Origin of the sequence: Accumulibacter sp. (assembly GCF_029255145.1) — a bacterium.
GTDB lineage: Bacteria > Pseudomonadota > Gammaproteobacteria > Burkholderiales > Rhodocyclaceae > Accumulibacter.
Genome location: NZ_JAPUVQ010000119.1, coordinates 1 through 22607, shown reverse-complemented (window position 1 = coordinate 22607; position 22607 = coordinate 1). Strand labels below are relative to the sequence as shown.

Genomic DNA, 22607 nt, shown 5'->3' with positions numbered 1-22607 from the left:
TGCCGCATCAAGCAATTTCGACGTATCGCCACACGCTACGACAAACTCGCCGAGCGTTTCGCTTCCTTCATCGCCCTCGCCGCATCCGTCATTTGGCTCGCTTGAATGTCAACACACTCTAGGCCAATTGCTCGATTGGAGCGCTCGTCCGTGGTTCCGTCTGGGCAATACCGACATCACTTTGCTGCGGGTCGTCGGGCTGATCGTTATCCTCTGTTTCTTCTGGTGGTTTGCCTCGTTGCTCGAGCGCAGCTTGCGGCAGATGGTCCGCGCCGGCAAGATGGTCAAGCTCTCCGAACCAGCCATTTTTGCGCTCACCCGCATCGTCCGCTATCTGGTGTGGATCCTCGGCAGCATCGTCGGACTGGCGTATCTGGGCTTTGACCTCGCCAGTCTGGCGATCGTTGGTGACGCGATGAGCGTCGGGATCGGCTTCGGCTTGCAGAACATTTTCAGCAACCTGGTGTCGGGAATTCTGATCCTGATCGAGAAGACGCTCAAGGTTGGTGATTTCGTCGACCTGCAGTCCGGGGTGGTGGGCAAGGTGACCGAGATTGGCCTGCGCTACACGCGGGTGACGACCAACGACAACGTCGACGTGATCGTTCCCAACTCGGAGTTCATCAACGGGCGGGTCACCAACTGGACGCTGGACGACAACCTGCGCCGCATCCACGTTCCCTTCGGCGTCGCCTACGGGTCCAGCAAGGACGCCGTCCGCGACGCCGTGGCCGCCGCGGCGCGCCGGGTCAGCGGGACCATCGACCAGCCGGGTCGGGTTCTGGAAGTGTGGCTGGTCAACTTCGGAGAGAGCAGTCTCGACTTCGAACTGGTGGTCTGGGTCGGTCAGGAACTGGCCCTGTCGCCAGGGCGAACGCACGCCCGCTACCTGTGGGAGATCGAAACCGCGCTCGGCATCGCCGGGATCGAGATTCCCTTCCCGCAGCGCGACCTGCACGTACGCTCAGGACGGCTGACGGTGGATCTGGCGGGTGCGTCGCAGCCGTCTTCGCCAGGCCAGGAATCAGCGGCGCGGTGAGTTGCGAACCGTTCGCGAGCCTAGGCTGGCTGCCTTGCATTCTTCGGCGTCATTGCCACATCGCGCGCATCCGCGCGGCCAGATCGAAGGCCTGCTGCTTCGCGTCGTGATTCGCCGGCGCCGCTTCTGGCGCGGGTGGCCACGTCAGCTGCTCGAAGTGAGGCAGTAGCGCGTTGCTGATGAAGCGCGTGCGGCTGGCATAGAGGTGGCGGTCGCCGAAGCCCGGCTGGTGGGTGATGTAGAAGCGCTGCGGCACGATGATCTCCAGTTCCTCCTTGGCGCGGGTCATGGCGACGTAGAGCAGGCGCCGTTCCTCCTCGATTTCGCCGGCCGAGCCGGTGGCCATGTCCGACGGCATGCAGCCGTCGACTGCATTGAGCACGGTCACCGCGGTCCATTCCTGCCCCTTCGCCGAGTGGATCGTCGACAGGATCAGGTAGTCCTCGTCGAGCAGCGGCGGCCCCGCCTGGTCGCTGGTGGCGTTCGGCGGATCGAGTGTCAGCTCGGTGAGGAAGCGTTCGGCGCTGGCGTAGGTAGTCGCCATCAGCGCCAGTTGCTCGATGTCGGCCTGCCGGATCAGCGCGTCTTCATGCAGTCGCGCCATTTGCGCCTGGTACCAGCTGCAGATCTGTTCGAAGGGCGCTGGCCACGGCGAGACGGCCGGATCGCTGCTGCTGATCAGCGCTGAAAACTCAAGCCAGGCGGCCTTGCCGCCTTCCGGCACGCGCTGCTCGGCGAGCAGCGCCCGGCCGGCCGCGGCGACGCCATTCAGCACCGCGCCAGCGGTCTTCGGTCCGATGCCTGCCACCAGCTGCATGGCCCGGAAACCAGCCAGCCGGTCGCGCGGATTCTGTGTCCAGCGCAGGATCGCCAGCACATCCTTCACGTGCGCCGCTTCGAGGAACTTGAGCCCGCCGAATTTGACGAAGGGGATGTTGCGCCGGGTCAACTCGATCTCCAGCCGGGCGCTGTGTTGTGCTGTCCGGAACAGCACGGCCTGCGCTTTCAGCCGGGTGCCGGCCTCGCGCCTGGCGAGCACCCGCTCGACGACATAGGCGGCCTGATCGGCGTCGTCGCGCACGGCCACCAGCAGTGGCTTTTGCGATGACGCTCGTTCGCTCCACAGGTCCTTGCTGTAGCGCTCGCTGGCGAGCGCGATAACGCTGTTGGCAGCGTTGAGGATCGGCTGTGTCGAGCGGTAGTTGCGGTCCAGAGTGAGCAGTTGCGCCGGCGGATCGAAGTGGGCCGGGAAATCGAGGATGTTGCGTACCGTCGCGCCGCGAAAAGCGTAGATCGACTGGGCGTCGTCGCCGACCACGGTGAGACCACGTCCATCCGGCTTGATCGCCAGCAGGATCGCCGCCTGCAGGCGGTTGGTGTCCTGGTACTCGTCGACCAGCACGTGCCTGAAGCGCTCGCCGATTTCACCGGCCAGCGCCGGCTCGCCGACCATCTGCGCCCAGTAGAGAAGCAGATCGTCGTAGTCGAGCACCTGCTGCGCCTGCTTCGTTTGCACGTATTCGAGAAACAGCCGCTTCAGGTCGGACTCCCATTCGGTACACCAGGGAAAAGCCGATTGCAGAACTTCGCGCAGTGGCGCCTGGGTGTTGATCGCCGCCGAGTAGATCGCCAGACAGGTCCCTTTTAGAGGAAAGCGTTTGCTTTTCGCCGAAAAACCCAGTCCATGACGCACCATATTGATCAGGTCACCCGAGTCCTGCCGGTCATGGATGGTGAACATCGGATCGAGACCTATCCGGCCGGCGTACTCGCGCAACAGCCGCGCGCCAATGCCGTGGAAGGTGCCCGACCAGGTCAGCGAGGGCGCGCCGGCCAGCGAACAAGTCCCGGCGCGCTGGGCCAGCAGCCGCTCGACGCGGCGGGCCATCTCGCTGGCAGCGCGGCGCGAGAAGGTCAGCAGCAGGATCCGTCCCGGGTCGGCCCCGTGGGCCAGCAGTTGCGCCACCCGCTGCGCCAGCGTCGCGGTCTTGCCGGAGCCCGCGCCGGCGATGATCAGCAGCGGGCGATGCCGATCATCGCCGGCGCCATCGTCGCGACCACCGATCCCGAAGGTGACCGCCGCGCGCTGCGCCGCATTCAGTTGCGCCAGCGGATCGCCGGTCGCTCGCGGCGGCGGCGTCGCCGCCGCTGGTTGGCGGCTGTCGTCCTTACGTTCTCGAAGCGCCCGCTTGACTGTCACCACGCACCCTCCGGTCACTGTAATTATCGCCAGTATAACGCAGCCTGCTTGCTTCGCCGGGCGGGGCAAGCTCAGCTGCGATCGGGTCCGGCGAAGTCCGAGAAGACGACTTGCGCGTGCGGAGCGAAGCTCAGGCCCGGCGTGCAGGGCAGGGTTAGCCGGCCATTGGCGATCGCCGGCGGCGTGCCGGTGTCGGCAGCGAGGCACTCGCAGGTCGCCAGCCCGTGCGCCAGCGGGTTGTGCAGCGCCGCCGCCAGATGCGCGGCAGCGGTGACGCCACAGGCGCTTTCGACGCTGCTGGTGACGATGCATTCGACGCCGGCCCCCGTCGCTCGCCGCGCCAGCGCCAAGGCGGGCAGCAGGCCGGCGGTGCGCGTCGGTTTGATCACCAGTCGACGCACCGGGCGCCTGCGGAGGACCTCTTCGAGGTCCAGCGTCGCCAGAGATTCATCCAACGCGATGGCGATGCCGGTGCTGTCCTGCAAGGCCTGCAGCTGCTTGAGCGCTGGTCGGGCCAGGGGTTCTTCGACCATTTCGACCGGCAAGTCGGCGCAGGCGTGCAGGAAGCGCGCGGCATCGCGCAGGCCCCAGGCGCAGTTGGCGTCCAGCCGCAGTTCGACCCCCGGCGGCAGCAGTCGCGCCAACTGCTGCAGGCGGCCGATCTCCTGATCGATGGCGGTCATGCCGACCTTCAGCTTGAGCACTTGAAAGCGCGCCGCACAGGCGGCCCGAAGGTCCTGATCGTGAACGGCGGCGACGCTGCCGAGCGCGGCGTTGACCCTGACCGTCGGCGACACCTCGCTGGCGCCGACCGTCCGGCGCTCACAGGCGAGCAGGTACGCCGCCAGCGGGAGACCGGCCGCCTGCGCGATCAGGTCCAGCAGCGCTGTTTCTACGGCCAGCCGCACTGCCGGCGTGCTGCCACGGGAGCCATGATCGATGGCCTGGAGGGCATCTCCGGGCTGTCGGCCGATCAGGCTGTGGGTCTGCCTCCGCAAACGCAGCGCGGTGTCCGCCGGGCATTCCGCGGCATTCCCCGGAAGCGGCGCGCAGTCACCGTAACCAGTGGCGCCGTCCGCCGTATCGAGGCGCAGCAGCCAGCCTTCGCGTTGCCTGAAACCACCGGCGGCGGTGAGCCAGCTTGCGCGTAGGGGCAGGCAGTAATGATGGACGCTGGCCGAGCGGATCTTCATCGCGGTGTTGAGCGCGTCGTACTGTTCTGGCTTGCGCAGCGTTCAGCAGCGCACGGCCATGGTGCGCAGCGCTTGCTGCTCAGGGCCGTCGCCGGTATTTCGCGAAATCCGGGGCCCGCTTTTCGAGCCAGGCATTGCGGCCCTCCTGGCCTTCTGCGGTCATGTAGAACAGCCCGGTGGCGTTGCCGGCGAGTTCCTGGATTCCGGCCAGGCCGTCTGTATCGGCGTTGAAACCGGCCTTGATCATGCGCAGCGCCATCGGCGACAACTGCAGCATCTCGCGGCACCAGCGAACGGTTTCCTCCTCCAGTTCGGCCAGCGGTACGACGGTATTTACCAGCCCCATCGCCAGCGCCGCCCGCGCGTCGTACTGACGGCAAAGCAGCCAGATCTCCTTGGCTCGTTTGAGGCCGATGGTGCGTGCCATCAGGCCGGCGCCGAGGCCGGCGTCGAAGCTGCCGACGCGTGGACCGGTCTGGCCGAAACGGGCGTTGTCGGCGGCGATCGTCAGGTCGCAGACCAGATGCAGGACGTGTCCGCCACCGATGGCGTATCCGGCGACCATTGCCACCACTGGTTTCGGGCAGCGGCGAATCTGCATCTGCAGGTCGAGGACGTTGAGGTGCGGCATACCGGATTCGTCGTGGTAGCCGCCGTCGTCGCCGCGAACGGTTTGGTCACCACCCGAGCAGAAAGCCTGGTGTCCGGCGCCGCCGAGGATGATGACGCCGACCTCGGGGTCGAATTGCGCCTGGTGGGTGGCGTCGATCAGCTGCTCGATGGTTTCCGGTCGAAAGGCATTGCGTCGTTCGGGTCTATTGATGACAATGCGGGCGATGCCTGCGGCGAAGTCGTAAAGAATGTCGGAGTAGGCCTTGCCGGCCGCGCGCGGCTGCCAGTCGAGAGCGGAGCGAATCATCTGAGGGGTCTCAATGAGAGGTGACGGCGGGCAGTATAGCCGTTGCCGATGACCAACTGACGATCGCCCGCAGACTGCTGACCACGACCTGGGACCGGGAGGCGATGGCCTCGGGCGCTAATCGCTTTTGAGGCGGGAGGGTGAGATGCATCGCAGGATTCTTGCTGGTGATCGACTGATCGCAGCCTTCCTCGCCGGTTGCGCGCTGTTCAATTATCCACTGCTGTCGCTGTTCGACCGGCCTGACGAGGTCTTCGGCATTCCACTGGTCTACGCCTACATCTTTGCTGCCTGGGCGCTGGTCATTGGCTTGATGGCCTGGGCTGTCGAACGGCGTTTCAAGTAGTCGGGCCATGCTTGAAGCCCCGGTAATCATCGCCACCTCGCTGCTCTACCTCGGGACGCTGTTTGCGGTCGCCTGGTGGGGCGACAAGCGCGCCGATCAGGGGCGCTCGATCATCGCCAACCCGACCATCTATGCCCTGTCGATGGCGGTCTACTGCACCACCTGGACCTTCTATGGCAGCGTCGGGCGTGCCGCGGTATCGGGAATCGGCTTCCTGCCGGTGTACCTGGGTCCAACGCTGGTGATGGCGCTGGGCTGGATCGTGCTGTTGAAGATGATTCGCATCGTCAAGGCCAACCGCATCACGTCGATCGCCGACTTCATCTCCTCGCGTTATGGCAAGAGCCATGGCCTCGGTGGCCTGGTGACGATCATTGCCGTGATCGGGATCATTCCCTACATCGCGCTGCAACTCAAGGCAGTGTCGAGTACCGTCAGCCTGTTGCTGAGTTATCCGGAAATCGTCATGCCGCATCGCAGCGCGACGATGTCGGTGGGGGCCGACATCAGTTTCTACATTGCGCTGATCCTGGCGGCGTTCACCATCGTCTTTGGTACCCGCCATCTCGATGCCACCGAACGCCACGAAGGGATGGTCGCGGCGATTGCCCTCGAGTCCGGCGTCAAGCTGGTCGCCTTTCTGGCCGTCGGCATCTTTGTCACCTACGGTATCTACGATGGCTTCGGCGACATTTTCGACCACGCTGAGGCCAATCAGAAGCTGCAACGCCTGATGACCGCGATTCCGTCCGGCAAGGGCTATACCAGCTGGTTTTCGCTGGTCGTCCTGTCGGGCCTGGCCGTCCTCTTCCTGCCACGGCAGTTTCAGGTCGCCGTCGTCGAGAACGTCAACGAGGCGCACCTGAAGCGGGCGGCGTGGCTGTTTCCGCTGTACCTCTTGCTGATCAATATCTTCGTGCTGCCGATCGCTCTCGGTGGCCTGCTGCATTTCTCGGGGCAGGGCGTCGATGCCGATACCTTCGTCCTGACCTTGCCGATGTCGCAACGGCAGGAGGGTCTGGTGTTGCTGGTCTTCATCGGCGGCCTGTCGGCGGCAACCGGCATGGTCATCGTCGAAACCATCGCGCTGTCCACGATGGTCTGCAACGACCTGGTGATGCCTCTGCTGCTGCGCCACAACCGCTCGGCGATCGAAGACGCGAAGGACCTCTCGGGTCTGCTGCTCGGCATTCGCCGCGGCGCCATCGTCGTCATCCTGCTGCTCGGCTACCTGTATTTCCGATTGGCGGGTGAGGCCTATGCGCTGGTCGCGATCGGGCTGATCAGTTTCTCGGCCGTCGCCCAGTTCGCGCCGGCGCTGATCGGCGGCATGTACTGGCGAGGCGGTACCCGCGGCGGCGCGCTGGCCGGGCTGTCCGCCGGCTTTGTGGTCTGGGGTTACACCTTGCTGTTGCCGTCATTCGCCAAGTCCGGCTGGCTTCCCGGTGATTTCCTGGCACAGGGATTCTTCGGGATCGAGCTGCTGCGGCCGCAGCAGCTCTTCGGCCTCACTGGCATGGACGAGATATCGCATTGCCTGTTCTGGAGTTTTCTTGCCAATATCGGCGCTTACGTCGGGGTATCGCTGCTGCGGCCGCCGATGGTCGCCGAGGCGACCCAGGCAACCTTGTTTGTGGACGCGCTGAGCGAAACCGGACAGGGTGGCGCGGTATTGTGGCGGGGGCGCGCGCAAGTCAGCGACCTGCAGGAACTGGTCGGACGCTTTCTCGGGCCGGCGCGCGCGCAATCGGCCTTCGCTGCCTTCGCCCGCCGACGGGGAAGCCAGGGCGGCGGCGACGAGGTAACGCCCGAGGCCGACGCCAAGCTGGTGCAGTTCGCCGAATCGCTGCTCGCTGGCGCCATCGGCAGCGCTTCGGCAAGGGTGATGGTCGCCTCGGTGGCCAAGGAGGAACCGTTGAGCATCGAAGAGGTGATGCATATCCTCGACGAAGCTTCGCAATTGCGCACCTACAGCCGCGAGCTCGAGCGCAAGTCACGCGAGCTTACCGCGGCAACCCTGGAACTGCAGGCCGCCAACGAGCGCCTCCAGGAGCTCGACCGGGTCAAGGACGACATCATGTCGTCGGTGACGCACGAGTTGCGCACACCGTTGACCTCGATCCGCGCCTTCTCGGAGTTGCTGCGCGACGATCCGAAGATGCATCTCGCCGATCGCGAGCGCTTTCTCGGGCTGATCGTCAGCGAGACCGAGCGTTTGACGCGGCTGATCAACCAGACCCTCGACCTGGCGAAAATTGAGTCCGGCAGGGCCGACTGGAATGGTTGCGAGCTCGACCTGAAGGAGGTCATCGAACAGTCGATCGCCGCAATCAGCCAGTTGGTTCGCGAGAAAGAGGCGCACGTCGAGGTCGATCTGCCCGATAATCTGCCACTGATTCTCGCCGACCGGGATCGGCTGATCCAGGTCATGCTGAATCTGCTGTCGAACGCCGTAAAGTTCCTGAAGCCCGGCAGCGGCCGGATTCGCGTCACGCTGAGTCTGCACGCGGACGGACTGCAAGTCAGCGTGGTGGACAACGGGCCCGGCATTCGTCCGGCAGACCAGCAGCTGATCTTCGAGAAGTTTCGCCAGGTCGGCGACACGATGACCGCCAAGCCGTCGGGTACCGGTCTGGGGCTGCCAATCAGCCGCCGGATCGTCGAGCACTTCGGCGGCAGACTATGGGTGGAAAGCGTGGAGGGCGAGGGCGCCACGTTTAGTTTCAGCTTGCCATTTGCGCACGCACAGCAACAAGCGGTGGCGTAGTCCGGGGACGCATGGTTCGTTTGGTGAAGGTTATTCATGAGCGGAGTGTTGATGAGCAAGAAAATTCTGATTGCCGACGACGAGCAAAACATCGTCATTTCGATCGAGTTTCTGCTGCGCCGGGAGGGTTTCGAAGTGTTGGTTGCCGGCAATGGAGAAGAGGCGCTGGCGATTGTTCGCGCCGAGCGACCGGATCTCGTCCTGCTCGACGTGATGATGCCCAAGATGAATGGTTTCGATGTTTGCCAGGCCTTGCGTGCCGACCCCGAGCTGAGCGCCACGCGCATCTTGATGCTGACCGCCAAGGGACGTGACACCGAAGTCAGCAAGGGCCTTGGCCTCGGTGCCGACGGCTACATGACCAAGCCGTTTTCCACCAAGGAGCTGCTCGCCGAGGTGCGAAAGCTCCTGGAGACGTAGATGCAGTGGCCGCGCAAGCTGGTCCGGGCGGCGACGTTCGCCTGCCTGTTTGTGTTGCTGGTGGTGCTGTCGACGGCCGCCCTGATGGTCGCCACCGCGGCGGGCGAAGGCGCTGGCGGGCACTGGTCTGGGGAGCGGGTCGCCGTCCTGCTGGTGTTGACGCTGACGTTTTCCGTGGTGGCTTGCTGGATAGTCGCTAGGGCCTATGCGCGCCATGTCAATGCGCCCCTGCGGATGGCCGAAGACCTGGCGGCAATGACCGCCCACAGTGGTCTGCGCCTGCCGGATCCGGCGACCGAAGAGCTGCGCGCGCTGGCACAGGCGGCGAATCACCTGCTGGCCGCCCGCGATGCCTTGGAGAGTGATGTCGCCGAGCGCGTGCGCGAAGCGCGCGCGTCGCTCGAACAGGAACGGAGCCGGTTGGCCGCGCTGATGGCCGACCTGAGCCAGAGTGTGGTGGTCTGCAATCTCGATGGCCGAGTGCTGCTCTATAACCAGCGGGCCAAGCAGGCGCTGTCGCCCGGGAGCGATGGCAGCAATGCCGAATTGCTCGGACTCGGACGTTCGATCTACAGGGTCTTCGACAGGGCGCTCATCGAGCATGCCCTGGAGCGCCTGCAGCCGGTCGCCGGCGACGAGGCGAGAGACGGCAGGCAAGGCATCGGCTCGGCGCAGTTCGTCACCGCCACCCGCGCCGGACGCCTGCTGCGCGCCCACATGTCGCCGGTGCTGGGCGGCGATGGTCAGCCCGGAGCGCTGGTTGGCGACCTCTCGGTGACCGGTTTCGTGCTGGTTCTCGAAGACGTGACGCAGACCAACGAACGGCACGCGCGCCGCGACGAGTTGATCCAGTCGCTGATCGAAGGGGGACGGGGTCCGCTGGGCAGCCTGCGCGCGGCAGCCGAAATGCTCTCCGATTTCTCGGACATGGCGCCCCGTCAGCGGGATCGCTTCCTGGGGGTCATTCGCGACGAGGCAGGCGCGCTGTCGACGCAGTTCGAGAAAGCGGCGGCGGCGTTTTCCAACGACTTGCGCGAGCGTTGGCTGCTCGAGGAAATTCTCGGCGTAGAACTCCTCGCCGTCGCGGCACGACGGATTGGCGAGCAGCGCCGCGGCGAGCATCGACCGCTGGCGGTGAAAACCGAGAGCGTCGATGACAGCCTGTGGTTGCGCGTGGACAGCTTTGGACTGCTGCAAGCCTTGCGCTATCTGGCCTTGCGCTTGCAGGACGAGTACGAGGTGCGCGACGTGCGTCTGTCACTGCAGCGCCACGGCCATCTGGCGCAGCTCGACCTGTACTGGGTCGGCACCTTCATGAACAACGAAGCGGCGATGAGCTGGCTGCAGGATCCGATGAGTATCGACGGCGAATCGTCGCCGCTCAGCGTGGTTGACGTAATCGAGCGCTGCAACGGCGAGATCTGGTTCCAGCGCGAACGCGTTTCCCACCGTGCTTTCTTTCGGACCATGCTGCCGGCCGGCGAGGCGCCCAAGGATCTGCCGCGGGCGATCATCCCCGCGGCTGACGGCGAGCGCCCCGAATTCTATGACTTCGATATCTTTCGCTGGTCGGCGGGCAGTCATGAGCTGGATGATCGACCGCTCGCCGAGTTGTCGTACACCGTCTTCGATACCGAGACCACCGGCCTGCAGCCTTCCGCAGGCGACGAGATTATCCAGATCGGTGCGACGCGAATCGTCAACCGTCGTCTGCTACGCCACGAATGCTTCGACCAGCTGATCGACCCGCGTCGGCCGCTGTCGCAGCAATCCGTGAAGGTGCACGGCATCACCCGCGATCTGCTCGCCGGGCAGCCGGTGATTACGGTCGTTCTGCCCACCTTCCACGCCTTCTGCGCCGACACGGTGATGGTCGGCCACAACGCCGCTTTCGACATGCGTTTCCTGCAACTCAAGGAGCGGCAGAGCGGCGTGCGTTTCGACCACCCGGTGCTCGACACCCTGCTGCTGTCGGCGGTATTGCACCCCAACCAGAGTACGCACCGGCTGGAAGCGATCGCCGAGCGCCTCGGGGTCTCGGTATTCGGACGCCATACGGCGCTTGGCGACGCGATGGTGACCGGGGAGGTCTTCCTGAAGATGCTGCCGCTGCTGGCTGAAATGGGGATCACCACCCTGAGACAAGCGCGCGAAGCCAGCGAGAGGACCTACCATGCCCGACTCAAGTACTGAGCAGCTCGCACGCGCGACGCCGTTCTCGCCGTATGTCGCGCTTCGCCATCTGGTACGCAGTGTGCCCCTGACGGTCGGTCCGTCGACCAGTGTGCGCGACACCTTGCTGCTGCTCGACAGGACTCATGGCGATGCGGTCGTGGTGGTTGATGAGCAGAGCCGGGTGCCGCTGGGAATCATCACCCTGCACGACGTCCTGCGGCGGGTGGCGATCGAGGCTGGCGATCTGCAAGCGCCGATTGCCGCCGTGATGACTGGTGGCCTGATCACCGTTCCCGCGGACAGTACCGCGCATCAGGCGAGCGTGGTGATGGTCCGTCGCGGGGTGCACCATCTGGTACTGATCGAGGCCGACGGCAGCTATTTCAATGTCGTTTCACAGTCCGATCTCTACACGCTGCCGGGCGCGCAAGGGAGCGACCTGGTGACCGCCATTCTCGCCGCGCGCGACCTGTCGACGCTGGTCACCTTGGCCGGCGAAATCCGCGCGCTGGTTGGTCGCCTGGTGGCCGATCGGGTGAGCGCCGACGCGCTCTGCAACCGACTCTCGTCGCTCAACGATCTGCTGACCCTGCAGGTGATCGAACTGGTCGCCGGCCAGTTCGATCTGCCGTACGTGCAATGGTGTTGGCTGGTGTTTGGCTCGGAGGGTCGGCTCGAGCAGACGCTGGCCACCGACCAGGACAACGGGCTGATCTTCGCCGCCGAAACCGACCAGCAGGCAGCGGCCTTGCGCGAAGCTTTTCTGCCTTTTGCCGGGGCGGTCAATAGTGCCCTAGACGGCTGTGGTTTTCCTTTGTGCAAGGGCCACATCATGGCCAGCAATCCACAGTGGTGCCTGTCCGTCGACGAATGGCGGGCGGCGTTTTCAGGTTGGCTGGAAAGCCCGCAGCCGGAGGCGATTCTGAATTCGAGCATCTTCTTCGATCTGCGCGGGCTCTACGGACAGGAGTCGCTGGCCAACGAGCTGCGCGCCTGGCTGCTGGGCCGCGCGCACTGTTACCCCATCTTCCTGCGGGCGATGGTCGAGAACACGATGAACTGGGAGTCGCCGCTGAACTGGTGGAAGGGATTCCGCTACGATCTCGACAAGGAGTTCCCGCACACCATTGATCTCAAGAAACACGGCTCGCGGCCCTTCGTCGATGCCGCGCGGGTGTACGCTCTGGCTCGCCAGATACCCGATACCAATACCATCGAGCGGCTGCGCGTCGCCGGCGAGCAGGTCGGCATCGCCGCTTACGATATGGCGGCGCTGATCGATGCCTTCCAGCACATCCAGCGTCTGCGGCTGGAGCAGCAGGTTAACGACCGGGCCGACGCCATCTCCAACCGCGTCGACCCCGATGAACTGCACGAACTTGACCGCCTGATCCTTAAGGAGTCACTCAAACAGGTCGGCAATTTGCAGAAGCGCCTGGTTCGCGATTTTGCGCCGAGCTAGCCGGCGCCTGCGCCGCGGCAGCAGTGCGCCAGCGCTGCATGCTTAGCAGCCTGTTCGGTTCGGGCACACCGTCGGCAGTCGCTCAGCCTGCGGCTCGGGCGCGGAAGTTCTCGGGTACTTCGGTAACCTCGCGCGTCGCGTAATCGAAGAACACGATTCCGGTCTTGCCGCGAGCGATTTCGCGTTGGCTCGACTTTTCGTTGATCCCCCACAGCAGGTCACAGCCCTTGCTGGCGAACTCGCCAGCGCGCATGCGAACGACCATTACCTCGCCGTGAAACGCCTCGGACTTGTATTTTACCGCCGCGTCGGCGACGACGATTCCGACCCCCTCGACATTCAGCTCGGTATATCCCAACGACTTGAAAAAACGCGCCCTGGCCTCGGATACCACCGACAGCAGGAGGGCGTTGTCAAGGTGCCCGGCGTAGTTCATGTGGCTTAGATAGAGCGTTACCTCGGTAGAGAATGCGAAGTGCTCCGGCAGCGTGATCTGAACTCTGGCCATGGGTTTCGGTGTGGGTCGGGCAGCAGTAAGGGGAGCGTCATGGTACCTGTCGACCGGCCTGCTGTCACGGCCGGCAGACGCCATGCCGAGGCAGCGGCCGGGGGGCTCGGCCGCGACACGGACGGGACGGCTAGCTTGCGGGCGTACCGACCTTCGTCAGCAGCGCCATCGGCCGCACCCGGACGAGGGTCCCGGCGACGGTTGACAGATGGTCAAGCGTCCTGCGGACGCTCGTCGTGATCATCTTGCCAATGGCGATACGGCGTTCGTCGGTGGCACGTTCGCTGATCATAATCAACTACTCCTGCTTGAGGGGCGCTTTCATTGTGCTGGTCATCTTCCGTCCTTCGCTGACTTGCGCGGTCGTTCCGGCAAGTCCGCTTTCTAGTAGTAGCGGGCGGTCGGCAGCATGAACTGAAGTGAGTGCAACAACTTGTCGCCCCGGCTGCTCAACCAGGCGATCGCGCTGCGGGTGCCGGTGGCGATGACTTCGCCGGCTTCGATGCCGTGCTGACGACGTGCGCGTTCAACGATCATCATGATCTGGTCGCGGTTGAGGTCGGCTTTCATTTTCTTCTTCCTTGACTCGTTTTCTCGGTTTTCGAGGATTCGATGTAGTGGTAGTTCGGGGTAACGGTAGTTGCTGGCTGGTCGGGTGTTCGTGCCGTCTCACTGGTGTGCGGTCGGCGACATCAACAGGGCGTGCAGGAACTTGTCGCCCCGGCTGGCCAGCCAGGCGATCGCCTTGCGGGTGGAGGTAGCGATGACTCCGCCGGCTTCGATGCTGTGCTGATGACGTGCGCGTTCAACGATCATCATGATCTGGTCACGGTTGAGGTCGGTTTTCATTGCGGTCTTCCTTGTGTTGTTCTCGGCTTCCGAGAGGTCGATGTAACTGTATTTCTTTGCCGGGGGGCCGGCAAACGATCAAATGTCAGCCAATGCGTGAGAAAATCTCATCCATATGACCTACCGCTTGCCACCCCTTGGCTCGCTGCGCGCCTTTGAAGCGGCGGCTCGTCACCTCAGTTTCAAGGACGCCGCGGCGGAGCTTTCGGTGACCCCGACGGCGATCAGCCACCAGATTCGGGGCCTAGAGGAGTACCTGCACTTGCCGCTTTTTCGCCGGTTGACGCGGGCCCTGGAACTGACCAGCGAAGGTCGGGCGATGCTGCCGAAGGTGCGCGAGGGCCTGGAGTGTTTTGCCTGGGCGATCGAGAGCACGCGAACGCAGGTCGCCGGCGGACGCCTGGTGGTGACCTCGCCGCCCGCTTTCGCCGCCCGCTGGTTGATGCGTCACCTGCCCGACTTCACGGCCGCGCATCCCGAGATCCGGCTGCACATGGCGACCTCGCTGGATACCATCGACGCCAGCGATACTTCGCATGTCTCCGGCCTGGCCACCGTCGATCTGCGCGACGACGAGACCGAAACCTTCATTCGCTACGGGCGTGGTCAGTATGATGGGTGCCGGGTCGACCGCTTGTTCGTACCGGTCTACACGGCGGTTTGCAGCCCGCGTCTGCTGTTGGGGATGCGACCATTGAACGTGCCGGCCGATCTGCGGCGTCACAATCTGCTCCATAACGAATCGCCCATTGACCTCTACGACCGCCCAAGTTGGGGGCAGTGGCTGCAGGTCGCCGGGGTCACCGGCATCGACGCGGACTCGGGAACCCGGATCAGCGACCCCGGGCTGTTGCTCTCGGCGGCGGTCGATGGCGTCGGCGTCACTCTGGCGTCCAAGCCGCTGATCGAGGCCGAGGTGGCCGCCGGCCGCCTGGTGGTGCCCTTCGATATTGTCATCCGTGGGCCGCAAGCCTATTACCTGGTGGTCGCCGAAGCCGTAGCCGATCGCCCGGTGGTGAGTGTCTTCCGGGAGTGGTTGCTTGGCGAGGCGGCCAAGGTGCAGGAGGAATGAGGCCGGGATTTGGCCCGGGAGCAGGCCGGCGCGGTGCGCCGACCTCGATCCAGATGCCCATTCGCGCATCCAGCGCTCGGCGGATGCCGACCGGCAAGGCTCAGGATGCGCTGGCGGCCATTGGCGAGCTATCGCTGTTCGCCGTCGTCGGCTCGGGCTGCGGCTTCGCGGGCTTGTCCGCCGCGCCGCCTAGTTTCTGCACTTCGGCAGTCAGTTGCATCAAGCGCTTGGCCATCTGCTCGATATCGCGCTTGCTGGCCAGTACCAGAAAATCGAGTGGGCGGACAAGCCGTTTCACGAACAGCCGCTCGCCGCGATCGATGGTGTCGCTAGCGCCACTGATCAGTTCAGCGGACTTTTGCTCGATCTGGCGGCGCGCCCTCGGGCTGAAAGCCTTGCCTTCACGAACCAGCATTTCAAACGTCTGCACGCCACTTCTGGTCGCCAGCGAGTAGGCGCCGAGGCCAAACAGCCACAGCTTGCGTGCCGACTCCCGGCCTTTCAGCAGGAGTTGCTCATTGCTGACCCGGTCAACCAAGGTCGTCAGTTTCGTGCTCATTGTGTTTCTCCTTTATCCGGTTGGACATGAAAGTTTTCGCAGTTGCCAAGGCAGCTACCGAGAAGAAGTCTAGCGACCATCGCTAGAGGGCACACACTAATTGGCTGGGTGTTTTCCTCTAAAACGGAGCTGCGGTGATGCTGTATCCTTGGCGGACCAAGGGGCTGCGTTCAGCCGTCCTGGAATTTCTGCGGATGCTTTGCGCCTCGGCAAGTCCGGCCACGTCGTTAGGCCATGAGTGGCGTGCCGCTGTCGATGCGTTGGCCGCTGCGAGGCGCACCTTGCGGTACCGAACAAGACGGGCGAAGGGAGCGTGGATGAACAAACTGTCATTGCTGGATGTGGCCTTTTTCGTCGCCGAGTCGGAAGCCAGCCCGAAGCACGTGGGTGGACTGATGATCTGCAAGCGGCCTGCGCGCTCCCGGAGCACGTTTGCCGCGGATCTGTATCGGGATCTGTTAACCTTCACCGATGTCCAGTCACCATTCAACCGGGTCATTCACTTCTCCTTGACCGGGATGCCGACCTGGCAGGAAATCGATTCGGTGGACCTCGGGCAGCACGTCTTCTATCACCAGCTGCCCAGAGGGAAGAATGGGCGGCAGGAGCTTTACGCCGCGGTGTCGGATCTGCATCAACCGATGCTCGACCGTTCCCGCCCGTTGTGGGAAGTGCACGTCATCGGTGGTTTGAGCGAGGGGCGCTTTGCCTTGTACGTCAAGATGCATCACGCCAGCGCCGACGGCGTGACGATGGTGCGTTGGGCCGCCGAGTCGCTGGCGTCGACGGCGACCGATCTGGAACTGCGGCCGCTGTGGTCGGTCAGGCACGGTACCGCCGACCGCCAGGGGAAGCGGCTCAAGGACAAGATGACGCGGTCCCTGCTCGGCGACCTGACGGGTGTCGGCAAGCGTCTTCTGGGGATCGGGCGTCTGGCGGCGATGCTGCTTCTGGAAAGCGTCAAGCTTACCAAGAACGCCATCGCGCTGCCCTTTGTCGCCGATGGCAACACGCCGCTGACCGGACAGGTCACGGCAGGTCGCCAGTTTGCTACCGCCAACGTGGCGATGGCGCGGGTCAAGGAGATCTGCGCCCGGACGCGGTCGACGCTCAACCACGTTGCACTGACCTGCCTCGATGGCGCCCTGCATCGCTACCTGGCCGACGAGGGTGTGGACCTGAAAAGGCCGATCACCATCCAGATGCCGGTCAACCTGCGCAAGGAAGGTGAGCGCGGTACCGGCAACAAGATCGGCATCATCCAGGTCGAACTCTCGCCGCCAACCGACGACCCCTATGTGCGCCTGCGCAACATCGGCTTTTCGCTGCGCAACGTGCGCTCGATGATCGACAGCGTCGCGCCCGACGCGATCGAGTCCTATACGCTGATCACCGGCGTGGTGGGGCAGCTCGCAGAGATGCTGGGCCTCAGCAACCGTCTGCCACCGACCGGCAATACACTGGTGTCCAACATTCCCGGGCCGCGCGAGTTCCTGTACATCAAGGGCGCCAGAATGGAGGAGTTGCATCCGATCAGCACGTTGCCGGCCGGCAACCTGTTGAACATCACCCTGTTCAGTTATGCCGGGCAACTATTCTTCGGACTGGTCGCCACCGATGAGGTGCCAAACCTCGAGCGCTTGAGCGCTTACGTGGCCGAGGCCTTTACGGAGCTCGAGCGGTCGGTTCTCGACGCGCACCAGCCTGCCCACTGAGCGGGCGATCAGTCACCGGCGGAGGGCGGCGCGACAGCCGGACGGTGATCCCAACCGCTCTTACTCGATCACTCCGAGGCGGCCATTGTGACTGCCCATGTACCAGTAGCGTCCCTGAGCGTCGATGATTGCCTTGCGGATGCCGACTTTCTCCGATGGCAGGCTGATCACCCGGAAGATCGTGGTCGCGGGGTCGAAGATCGAAACGGTGTCGGTATCGATGCCGTTGACCCACACCCGTCCGGCCGCATCGACGGTTACCGCGTAGGCATCTCGCCCACCTTCGCCCGGTAGCTCCCAGGTCCCGGCGATGCGCTTGGCACGCGGGTCCAGTCTGGCCAGCTTGCCGTTACCGGAGTAGGCGACCCACAGGTCGCCGTTCGGCGCCACCGCGATACGCCTTGGCGCCGAGCCGCGACCGGTGTCGACTTCACCGCTCTGGCCGCTCTTCGGATCGATCCAGCCGAGCTTGTCGCCCTGCAAGCGGCAGAACCACACCACCCCCTGGGTGTCGATGGCCAGCCCGTACGGGTTGCCGCTGGTCGGGTACTCGGTGAACCGGCCGCTGGCGCGCTCGAGCGTGACGACGCGCTGGCCGCGTTGCACAGTGAACCACAGAGCGCCATTCGCGTCGATGACAATGGTGTGCGGATCGCCGCCGGACGGGGTGCGGTAGTCGGTGACCTTCCCTGATCGCGGGTCCAGGCGGCCGATGGTGCCGTTGCCGCTGCCGGTGTACCAGACGATGCCTTGCCGATCGACCAGCAGACCGTGCGGGTTGGCGTTCGCTAGTAGCGGCTATTCGCTGACCTTGCCGGCAATCTGCGGCAGCGCTCCCGCGGCGATGCCATAGTTCGAACCGCCGGCCCACACCGGGATCGTCGCCCAGCAGAGGCTGCCGAGCAGGCAGTGCAGCAAGCGCAGTTGTGGCATGGCGGACTCCTTGGCAGATGCCGATGCAAACACTGGACCGCCATCCGACCGCAGGCAGCACCGCATCGTTCGCGCCGGACCGTGCCGGCCAGCGGGACGGTTGCCGCGGCGGTTCCAGCCGAGCGAGGCGCTGCGCGCAGCGGCCTTGGCGACTCGCCAGCGGTTCGGCGGCGGCGCCGGGGTGCTTCGGGGCACCATTCGCGGCAGGAAACCCGGGCAAAAAAAGACCGGGTATTGCACCCGGTCGAATACTCGGTTTTCAGTTCGCTGCAGGGCCAGATTCGCCCCCGTCAGACTCTCGCTACATCGCTAGCGCCAATTGACAGCGCGATTCCGAGAACGGCATCCGCGACGTGGTGCCGTTTTTCACCCACCAGAGGAAGACGTTACATATCCAGAAAGCTGTTTGCCCATCGCCGTCAGCTCCGCCTCGAATTCCTCGAAGGGCATGTCGGCAAGCTCCGGGAGTCGGCGATCGGGTTGGCGGCGGCGTTCGGCGACCTTGCTCGGCGGACCGATGTCGTGCTGGCGCCGGTCGATACCGCTGCGAATCTTGTGTTTATTCATGCCAAGCTGCCTTGTCGTGAGTACCCGGGAAGCGATGAGCGAACGATAGTACGGGTTGGCACGTCCTTTCGTGCGTAATGTCACACTGCGCCTCAATTCGCGACGGCAATCGTCGACGGGTACGCAATCTCGCGCTGCGTCCGGGGCTGGACGAACAGGCCGCGGTGGGCAGCAGGCACGCTCCGGAAAAGCTGCTAGCATTCGGGCCTGCTGCGCACAATGCGGAACGGCAGGGCGCCGCGACGCCTGCCGTCGCCGGCGCTGAATATACGGGAAGGACCGATGAGCGATCTATTCGCCGTGAGTCATCAGGACGCGCCGCTCGCCGAGCGATTGCGCCCAAAGGCGCTGGCCGAGGTCATCGGGCAGCAGCATCTGCTCGGTCCCGGCAAGCCGCTGGCGATGGCCTTCCAGTCCGGGCAGTTGCATAGCATGATCCTCTGGGGTCCGCCCGGTGTTGGCAAGACGACCCTGGCGCGCTTGATGGCGGACGCTTTCGACGCCGATTTCATCGCTCTCTCGGCGGTCTTCGCGGGGGTCAGGGATATTCGCGAAGCGGTGGCGGGTGCCGAGGCGACGCGCGCGCGCAGCGGCCGCCGCACGATTCTCTTCGTCGACGAAGTACATCGTTTCAACAAGGCCCAGCAGGACGCATTTCTGCCCTACGTCGAAGGAGGCTTACTGACGCTGGTCGGTGCCACGACCGAAAACCCGTCATTCGAGGTCAATTCGGCGCTGCTCTCGCGGGCTTCGGTCTACGTGCTGCAGCCGCTCTCGGTCGACGACCTGGGCGTTCTTTTCGAACGCGCTTGCCGGCAGGCGCTGCCTGGCTTGAGCTTCGACGACCTGGCGCGGGCGCGGGTCGTCGGGCTCGCCGACGGCGACGCGCGCCGCCTGCTCAACCTCCTCGAACAGATCGGTACCGCCGCCGCCAGCGCTGGCGCAACGGCTATCGACGGCGCTTTCGTCGACACGACGCTGGCGCAGACACTGCGTCGGTTCGACAAGGGCGGTGATGCGTTTTACGACCAGATCTCGGCGCTGCACAAGGCGGTGCGAGGATCGTCTCCCGACGCCGCGCTGTACTGGTTCTGCCGGATGGTAGACGGCGGCGCCGACGCGCGGTATCTGGCGCGGCGCCTGGTCCGCATGGCCTGGGAAGACGTCGGCCTAGCGGACCCACGGGCTGTCCGCATCGCCCTCGACGCCAGCGAGACCTTCGAGCGTCTCGGCGCTCCCGAAGGCGAACTGGCGCTGGCGCAAGCGGTGCTGTATCTGGCGATGGCCGCCAAGTCGAACGCCGGCTACCTCGCGTATAATGTGGCGCGGCGTTTCATCGCCAGTGACGCGTCGCGGCCGGTGCCGGCCCATCTACGCAATGCGCCGACGCGGCTGATGAAGAATCTCGGCTACGGCAAGGACTACCGCTACGCGCACGACCAGGCTGAGGCCTACGCGGCCGGCGAGAACTACTTCCCCGAAGGCATGCCGGCAGTCGAATGGTACAGGCCGGTCGACCGCGGTCTGGAGATCCGGATCGGCGAGAAGCTGGCGCATCTGCGGACCCTCGATAGGCGTGCAAGGGGCGAAGAGAAGGAATAGGACCTGGCTGGTGTTTTTTTTTTCGCCGGCAGGTGGCGCTGCTCTTTGGTGCGCTGCGTGGCCGCAGCGCCGGGTGGCTGCACGGAACGTCGCACCGGCGCCAAACTGAGGACTGAGCATGCTCGACATCCAACTGCTGCGTACCAACATCGATGCGCTTGCCGAACGACTGGCAACGCGCGGTTTCACGCTCGACAAGACGACCTTCCAGCGGCTTGAAAGCGAGCGCAAGACGCTGCAGACGCGAACCCAGGACCTGCAGGCCAGTCGCAACAGCCTCTCCAAACAGGTCGGGATGCTCAAAGGCCGCGGCGAAGACGCGGCGCCGGTGATGGCGCAGGTAGCCACTCTGAAGGAAGAACTGGAGGCCAACGAGGTCCGCCTCGGTGACCTGCTCAAGGAACTCGATGCCTATCTGGCGCTGCTGCCCAATCCACCGCACGCCAGCGTCCCGATCGGCAGGTCCGAGGCCGACAACGTCGAGATCAAACGCTGGGGTGTGCCGCGAATCCATGACTTCGTGGTCAAGGATCACGTTGACCTTGGCGAGACCATCGGCCAGCTCGACTTCGCCACTGCGGCGAAAATCACCGGCACCCGCTTTTCGCTGATCAAGGGACAGCTGGCGCGCCTGCATCGCGTCCTCGCCCAGTTCATGCTCGACACCCATACCGGGCAGCACGGCTACACCGAGGTCTACGCGCCTTACCTGGTCAACGCCGCCAGCCTGTTCGGCACCGGCCAGCTACCGAAATTCGAAGACGACCTGTTCAAGATCCTGCGCGCTGAGGCCGAGCCGCTGTACCTGATCCCGACCGCCGAAGTGCCGGTCACCAACATCGTCCGTGGCGAGATTCTCGCCGCCGAGGCACTGCCGCTCAAGCTGGTCTGTCACACGCCGTGTTTCCGCTCTGAAGCCGGATCCTACGGTCGCGACACGCGCGGCATGATCCGCCAACACCAGTTTGACAAGGTCGAGCTGGTACAGATTGTCGCCGCCGAGGCCTCGCTGGCGGCGCACGAGGAACTTACCGGCCACGCCGAGCAGATCCTCGAAATGCTCGATCTCCCCTATCGGCGCGTCGCTCTTTGTTCCGGCGACATGGGTTTCTCATCGGCCAAGACCTACGACCTCGAAGTCTGGCTGCCGGCACAGAACGCCTACCGCGAAATTTCCTCATGTTCCAACTTCGAGGATTTTCAGGCCCGCCGGATGCAGGCGCGCTACCGCAACGAGTGCGGCCGTACCGCGTTGCTGCACACCCTCAATGGTTCCGGTCTCGCGGTCGGGCGCACCCTGGTGGCGATCATGGAAAACTTCCAGAATGCCGACGGCAGCATTACCGTTCCTGCCGTCCTGCGCCCGTATCTTGGCGGTCTGGAGAGAATCGACACCCCGTAGGAGCGACCGCACGCCAACCGGACGCGTCGGCGTGCGCGGTGGCGCGCAGGGCTGGACACAAAAATCTCGCCACCACCTGGCGCACCATCGAGCGTCCTGTGCTAACATTGCGCCCCGTCGGAGAGGTGGCAGAGTGGCCGAATGTACCTGACTCGAAATCAGGCGTAGGTGTGAGCCTACCGAGGGTTCGAATCCCTCCCTCTCCGCCAGGATACCGGCTACAAACTGTCTGAACGAAAAACGAACACCCCGCTCAACGCCTTGTTTTGCGGGGTTTTTCGTGTAAACCTCCTGACTTCGGGAATTTAGTACGGTTTTTTCAAGCTATTGTTTTTGCTTGAGAATTACGGGGTGATGGGCGGATTTTGCGATGGCGTATGCTTTGGTTTCGTGGGGTACGCCATCGCAAAATGTCTGGTTGGTGGGGGGTTGCATTCGGCCATCAGCCGTCATTCCGGAAGTGCACCAGATAGCAGATAGCAGACGCTCAGCGGGCATCTTGAAAGTATCAGGCATAATGCAATGGTACTTACGAGTTACCGCCTGAACCGGGTGCGATCCAAAGTGGTGGACGGAGGAGCCAAACCGCTGTTTTTAGCAGCCCGAAGGGACGCAAATAGGGCCGTTCAGGGCTCCAGAGGATCACGACCAACCGAGGCGTCCACCACTTTCGATCGCACCCGCCTGAACCTTTTCTGCCCATGAGCCTAATCAAGTCCCAAAAGCGCGTCGCTGACCACGGAGAGGTTTTCACCCCAATGCTCTCAACGTAACGCGCCATTGACATAAATTGATCGGCGGACCCAGAAACCGGTTGCGCGTCAGGCGAGCACAAGGCAAAGTATGTATCCCCTTGATACGGATGTAAAATTTTATATG

General features: G+C 64.1%; 21 protein-coding genes, 1 tRNA gene and 1 pseudogene. 12 read left to right on the top strand and 11 right to left on the bottom strand.

The features are described from left to right. Together Q1L50_RS13890 and Q1L50_RS13885 are read left to right on the top strand one after the other, a co-directional pair. Positions 1 to 105: pseudogene (locus tag Q1L50_RS13890) on the top strand (IS5/IS1182 family transposase); the annotation flags it as partial. Positions 106 to 127: 22 nt separating this feature from the next. Beyond that, on the top strand, positions 128 to 1039 hold the full coding sequence (locus tag Q1L50_RS13885) for a mechanosensitive ion channel domain-containing protein (RefSeq protein ID WP_300339721.1): 912 nt from the start codon (positions 128 to 130) through the stop codon (positions 1037 to 1039). Between the two features lie 49 nt (positions 1040 to 1088). Here Q1L50_RS13885 and Q1L50_RS13880 read toward each other — a convergent pair whose 3' ends face one another. The 3 genes from Q1L50_RS13880 to menB all read right to left on the bottom strand — a co-directional run bounded on the left by Q1L50_RS13880 (position 1089) and on the right by menB (position 5351). Beyond that, entirely contained in the window at positions 1089 to 3149 is a 2061-nt protein-coding gene (locus Q1L50_RS13880; protein ID WP_300339723.1) for an ATP-dependent helicase, read from the bottom strand. Between the two features lie 161 nt (positions 3150 to 3310). Further along, positions 3311 to 4432 (bottom strand): o-succinylbenzoate synthase, encoded by a 1122-nt coding sequence (menC, locus tag Q1L50_RS13875; protein WP_300339719.1) that lies wholly within the window; start codon positions 4430 to 4432, stop codon positions 3311 to 3313. A 79-nt stretch (positions 4433 to 4511) separates the two neighbouring features. Continuing rightward, on the bottom strand, positions 4512 to 5351 hold the full coding sequence (gene menB / locus Q1L50_RS13870) for a 1,4-dihydroxy-2-naphthoyl-CoA synthase (protein ID WP_300339717.1): 840 nt from the start codon (positions 5349 to 5351) through the stop codon (positions 4512 to 4514). Between the two features lie 145 nt (positions 5352 to 5496). On the opposite strand from menB, the gene Q1L50_RS13865 reads away from it, so the two are divergent. From Q1L50_RS13865 to Q1L50_RS13845, 5 genes are read left to right on the top strand one after another with little or no spacing between them, the layout of a single operon-like run. Continuing rightward, the gene (locus Q1L50_RS13865; RefSeq protein WP_300339715.1) at positions 5497 to 5697 is read left to right on the top strand and encodes a hypothetical protein; all 201 of its coding nucleotides are present in this window, start codon (positions 5497 to 5499) and stop codon (positions 5695 to 5697) included. A gap of 7 nt (positions 5698 to 5704) precedes the next feature. Beyond that, positions 5705 to 8464 (top strand): sensor histidine kinase, encoded by a 2760-nt coding sequence (locus Q1L50_RS13860; RefSeq protein ID WP_300339713.1) that lies wholly within the window; start codon positions 5705 to 5707, stop codon positions 8462 to 8464. Positions 8465 to 8515: 51 nt separating this feature from the next. Next, complete coding sequence (locus Q1L50_RS13855; protein ID WP_300339711.1) at positions 8516 to 8884, top strand: response regulator; 369 nt, start codon at positions 8516 to 8518, stop codon at positions 8882 to 8884. After that, positions 8885 to 11077, top strand: a complete 2193-nt coding sequence (locus Q1L50_RS13850) for an exonuclease domain-containing protein (RefSeq protein ID WP_300339709.1) — start codon at positions 8885 to 8887, stop codon at positions 11075 to 11077. Continuing rightward, positions 11058 to 12521 (top strand): DUF294 nucleotidyltransferase-like domain-containing protein, encoded by a 1464-nt coding sequence (locus Q1L50_RS13845; protein WP_300339707.1) that lies wholly within the window; start codon positions 11058 to 11060, stop codon positions 12519 to 12521. Before Q1L50_RS13850 ends, Q1L50_RS13845 begins: the two co-directional genes overlap by 20 nt. A gap of 82 nt (positions 12522 to 12603) precedes the next feature. Here Q1L50_RS13845 and Q1L50_RS13840 read toward each other — a convergent pair whose 3' ends face one another. The 4 genes from Q1L50_RS13840 to Q1L50_RS13825 form a co-directional block, all read right to left on the bottom strand. Next, positions 12604 to 13029, bottom strand: coding sequence for a thioesterase family protein (locus Q1L50_RS13840; RefSeq protein WP_300339705.1), 426 nt, complete (start codon positions 13027 to 13029; stop codon positions 12604 to 12606). 130 nt (positions 13030 to 13159) lie between these two features. Beyond that, the gene (locus Q1L50_RS13835; protein ID WP_300339703.1) at positions 13160 to 13321 is read right to left on the bottom strand and encodes a hypothetical protein; all 162 of its coding nucleotides are present in this window, start codon (positions 13319 to 13321) and stop codon (positions 13160 to 13162) included. A 92-nt stretch (positions 13322 to 13413) separates the two neighbouring features. Continuing rightward, a complete protein-coding gene (locus tag Q1L50_RS13830) occupies positions 13414 to 13599 on the bottom strand; it encodes a hypothetical protein (RefSeq protein ID WP_300339701.1) in 186 nt (61 codons plus the stop codon). 99 nt (positions 13600 to 13698) lie between these two features. Continuing rightward, positions 13699 to 13878 (bottom strand): hypothetical protein, encoded by a 180-nt coding sequence (locus Q1L50_RS13825; RefSeq protein ID WP_300339700.1) that lies wholly within the window; start codon positions 13876 to 13878, stop codon positions 13699 to 13701. Between the two features lie 115 nt (positions 13879 to 13993). Between Q1L50_RS13825 and gcvA the strand changes: the two genes are divergently transcribed. Further along, a complete protein-coding gene (gcvA, locus tag Q1L50_RS13820; protein WP_300339698.1) occupies positions 13994 to 14950 on the top strand; it encodes a transcriptional regulator GcvA in 957 nt (318 codons plus the stop codon). 100 nt (positions 14951 to 15050) lie between these two features. Here the strand turns inward: gcvA and Q1L50_RS13815 are convergent, their stop codons facing one another. Next, positions 15051 to 15509: a phasin family protein gene (locus Q1L50_RS13815; protein ID WP_300339697.1), complete on the bottom strand. Its 459-nt coding sequence runs from the start codon at positions 15507 to 15509 to the stop codon at positions 15051 to 15053. Between the two features lie 317 nt (positions 15510 to 15826). Here Q1L50_RS13815 and Q1L50_RS13810 point away from each other — a divergent pair, with 317 nt between their 5' ends. Continuing rightward, positions 15827 to 17224: a wax ester/triacylglycerol synthase family O-acyltransferase gene (locus Q1L50_RS13810; RefSeq protein ID WP_300339695.1), complete on the top strand. Its 1398-nt coding sequence runs from the start codon at positions 15827 to 15829 to the stop codon at positions 17222 to 17224. 60 nt (positions 17225 to 17284) lie between these two features. Here Q1L50_RS13810 and Q1L50_RS13805 read toward each other — a convergent pair whose 3' ends face one another. From Q1L50_RS13805 to Q1L50_RS13795, 3 genes are all read right to left on the bottom strand, one after another. Next, entirely contained in the window at positions 17285 to 17830 is a 546-nt protein-coding gene (locus Q1L50_RS13805) for a hypothetical protein (protein ID WP_300339693.1), read from the bottom strand. Between the two features lie 192 nt (positions 17831 to 18022). After that, positions 18023 to 18157: a hypothetical protein gene (locus tag Q1L50_RS13800; RefSeq protein WP_300339691.1), complete on the bottom strand. Its 135-nt coding sequence runs from the start codon at positions 18155 to 18157 to the stop codon at positions 18023 to 18025. A 366-nt stretch (positions 18158 to 18523) separates the two neighbouring features. Beyond that, positions 18524 to 18724, bottom strand: coding sequence for a hypothetical protein (locus Q1L50_RS13795; RefSeq protein ID WP_300339689.1), 201 nt, complete (start codon positions 18722 to 18724; stop codon positions 18524 to 18526). 282 nt (positions 18725 to 19006) lie between these two features. Between Q1L50_RS13795 and Q1L50_RS13790 the strand changes: the two genes are divergently transcribed. The 3 genes from Q1L50_RS13790 to Q1L50_RS13780 all read left to right on the top strand — a co-directional run bounded on the left by Q1L50_RS13790 (position 19007) and on the right by Q1L50_RS13780 (position 21937). Then, positions 19007 to 20326, top strand: coding sequence for a replication-associated recombination protein A (locus Q1L50_RS13790; protein ID WP_300339687.1), 1320 nt, complete (start codon positions 19007 to 19009; stop codon positions 20324 to 20326). A 118-nt stretch (positions 20327 to 20444) separates the two neighbouring features. Continuing rightward, positions 20445 to 21728: a serine--tRNA ligase gene (serS, locus tag Q1L50_RS13785; protein ID WP_300339685.1), complete on the top strand. Its 1284-nt coding sequence runs from the start codon at positions 20445 to 20447 to the stop codon at positions 21726 to 21728. Between the two features lie 119 nt (positions 21729 to 21847). Further along, positions 21848 to 21937 (top strand) — tRNA-Ser (locus tag Q1L50_RS13780). Positions 21938 to 22607: the final 670 nt, after the last annotated feature.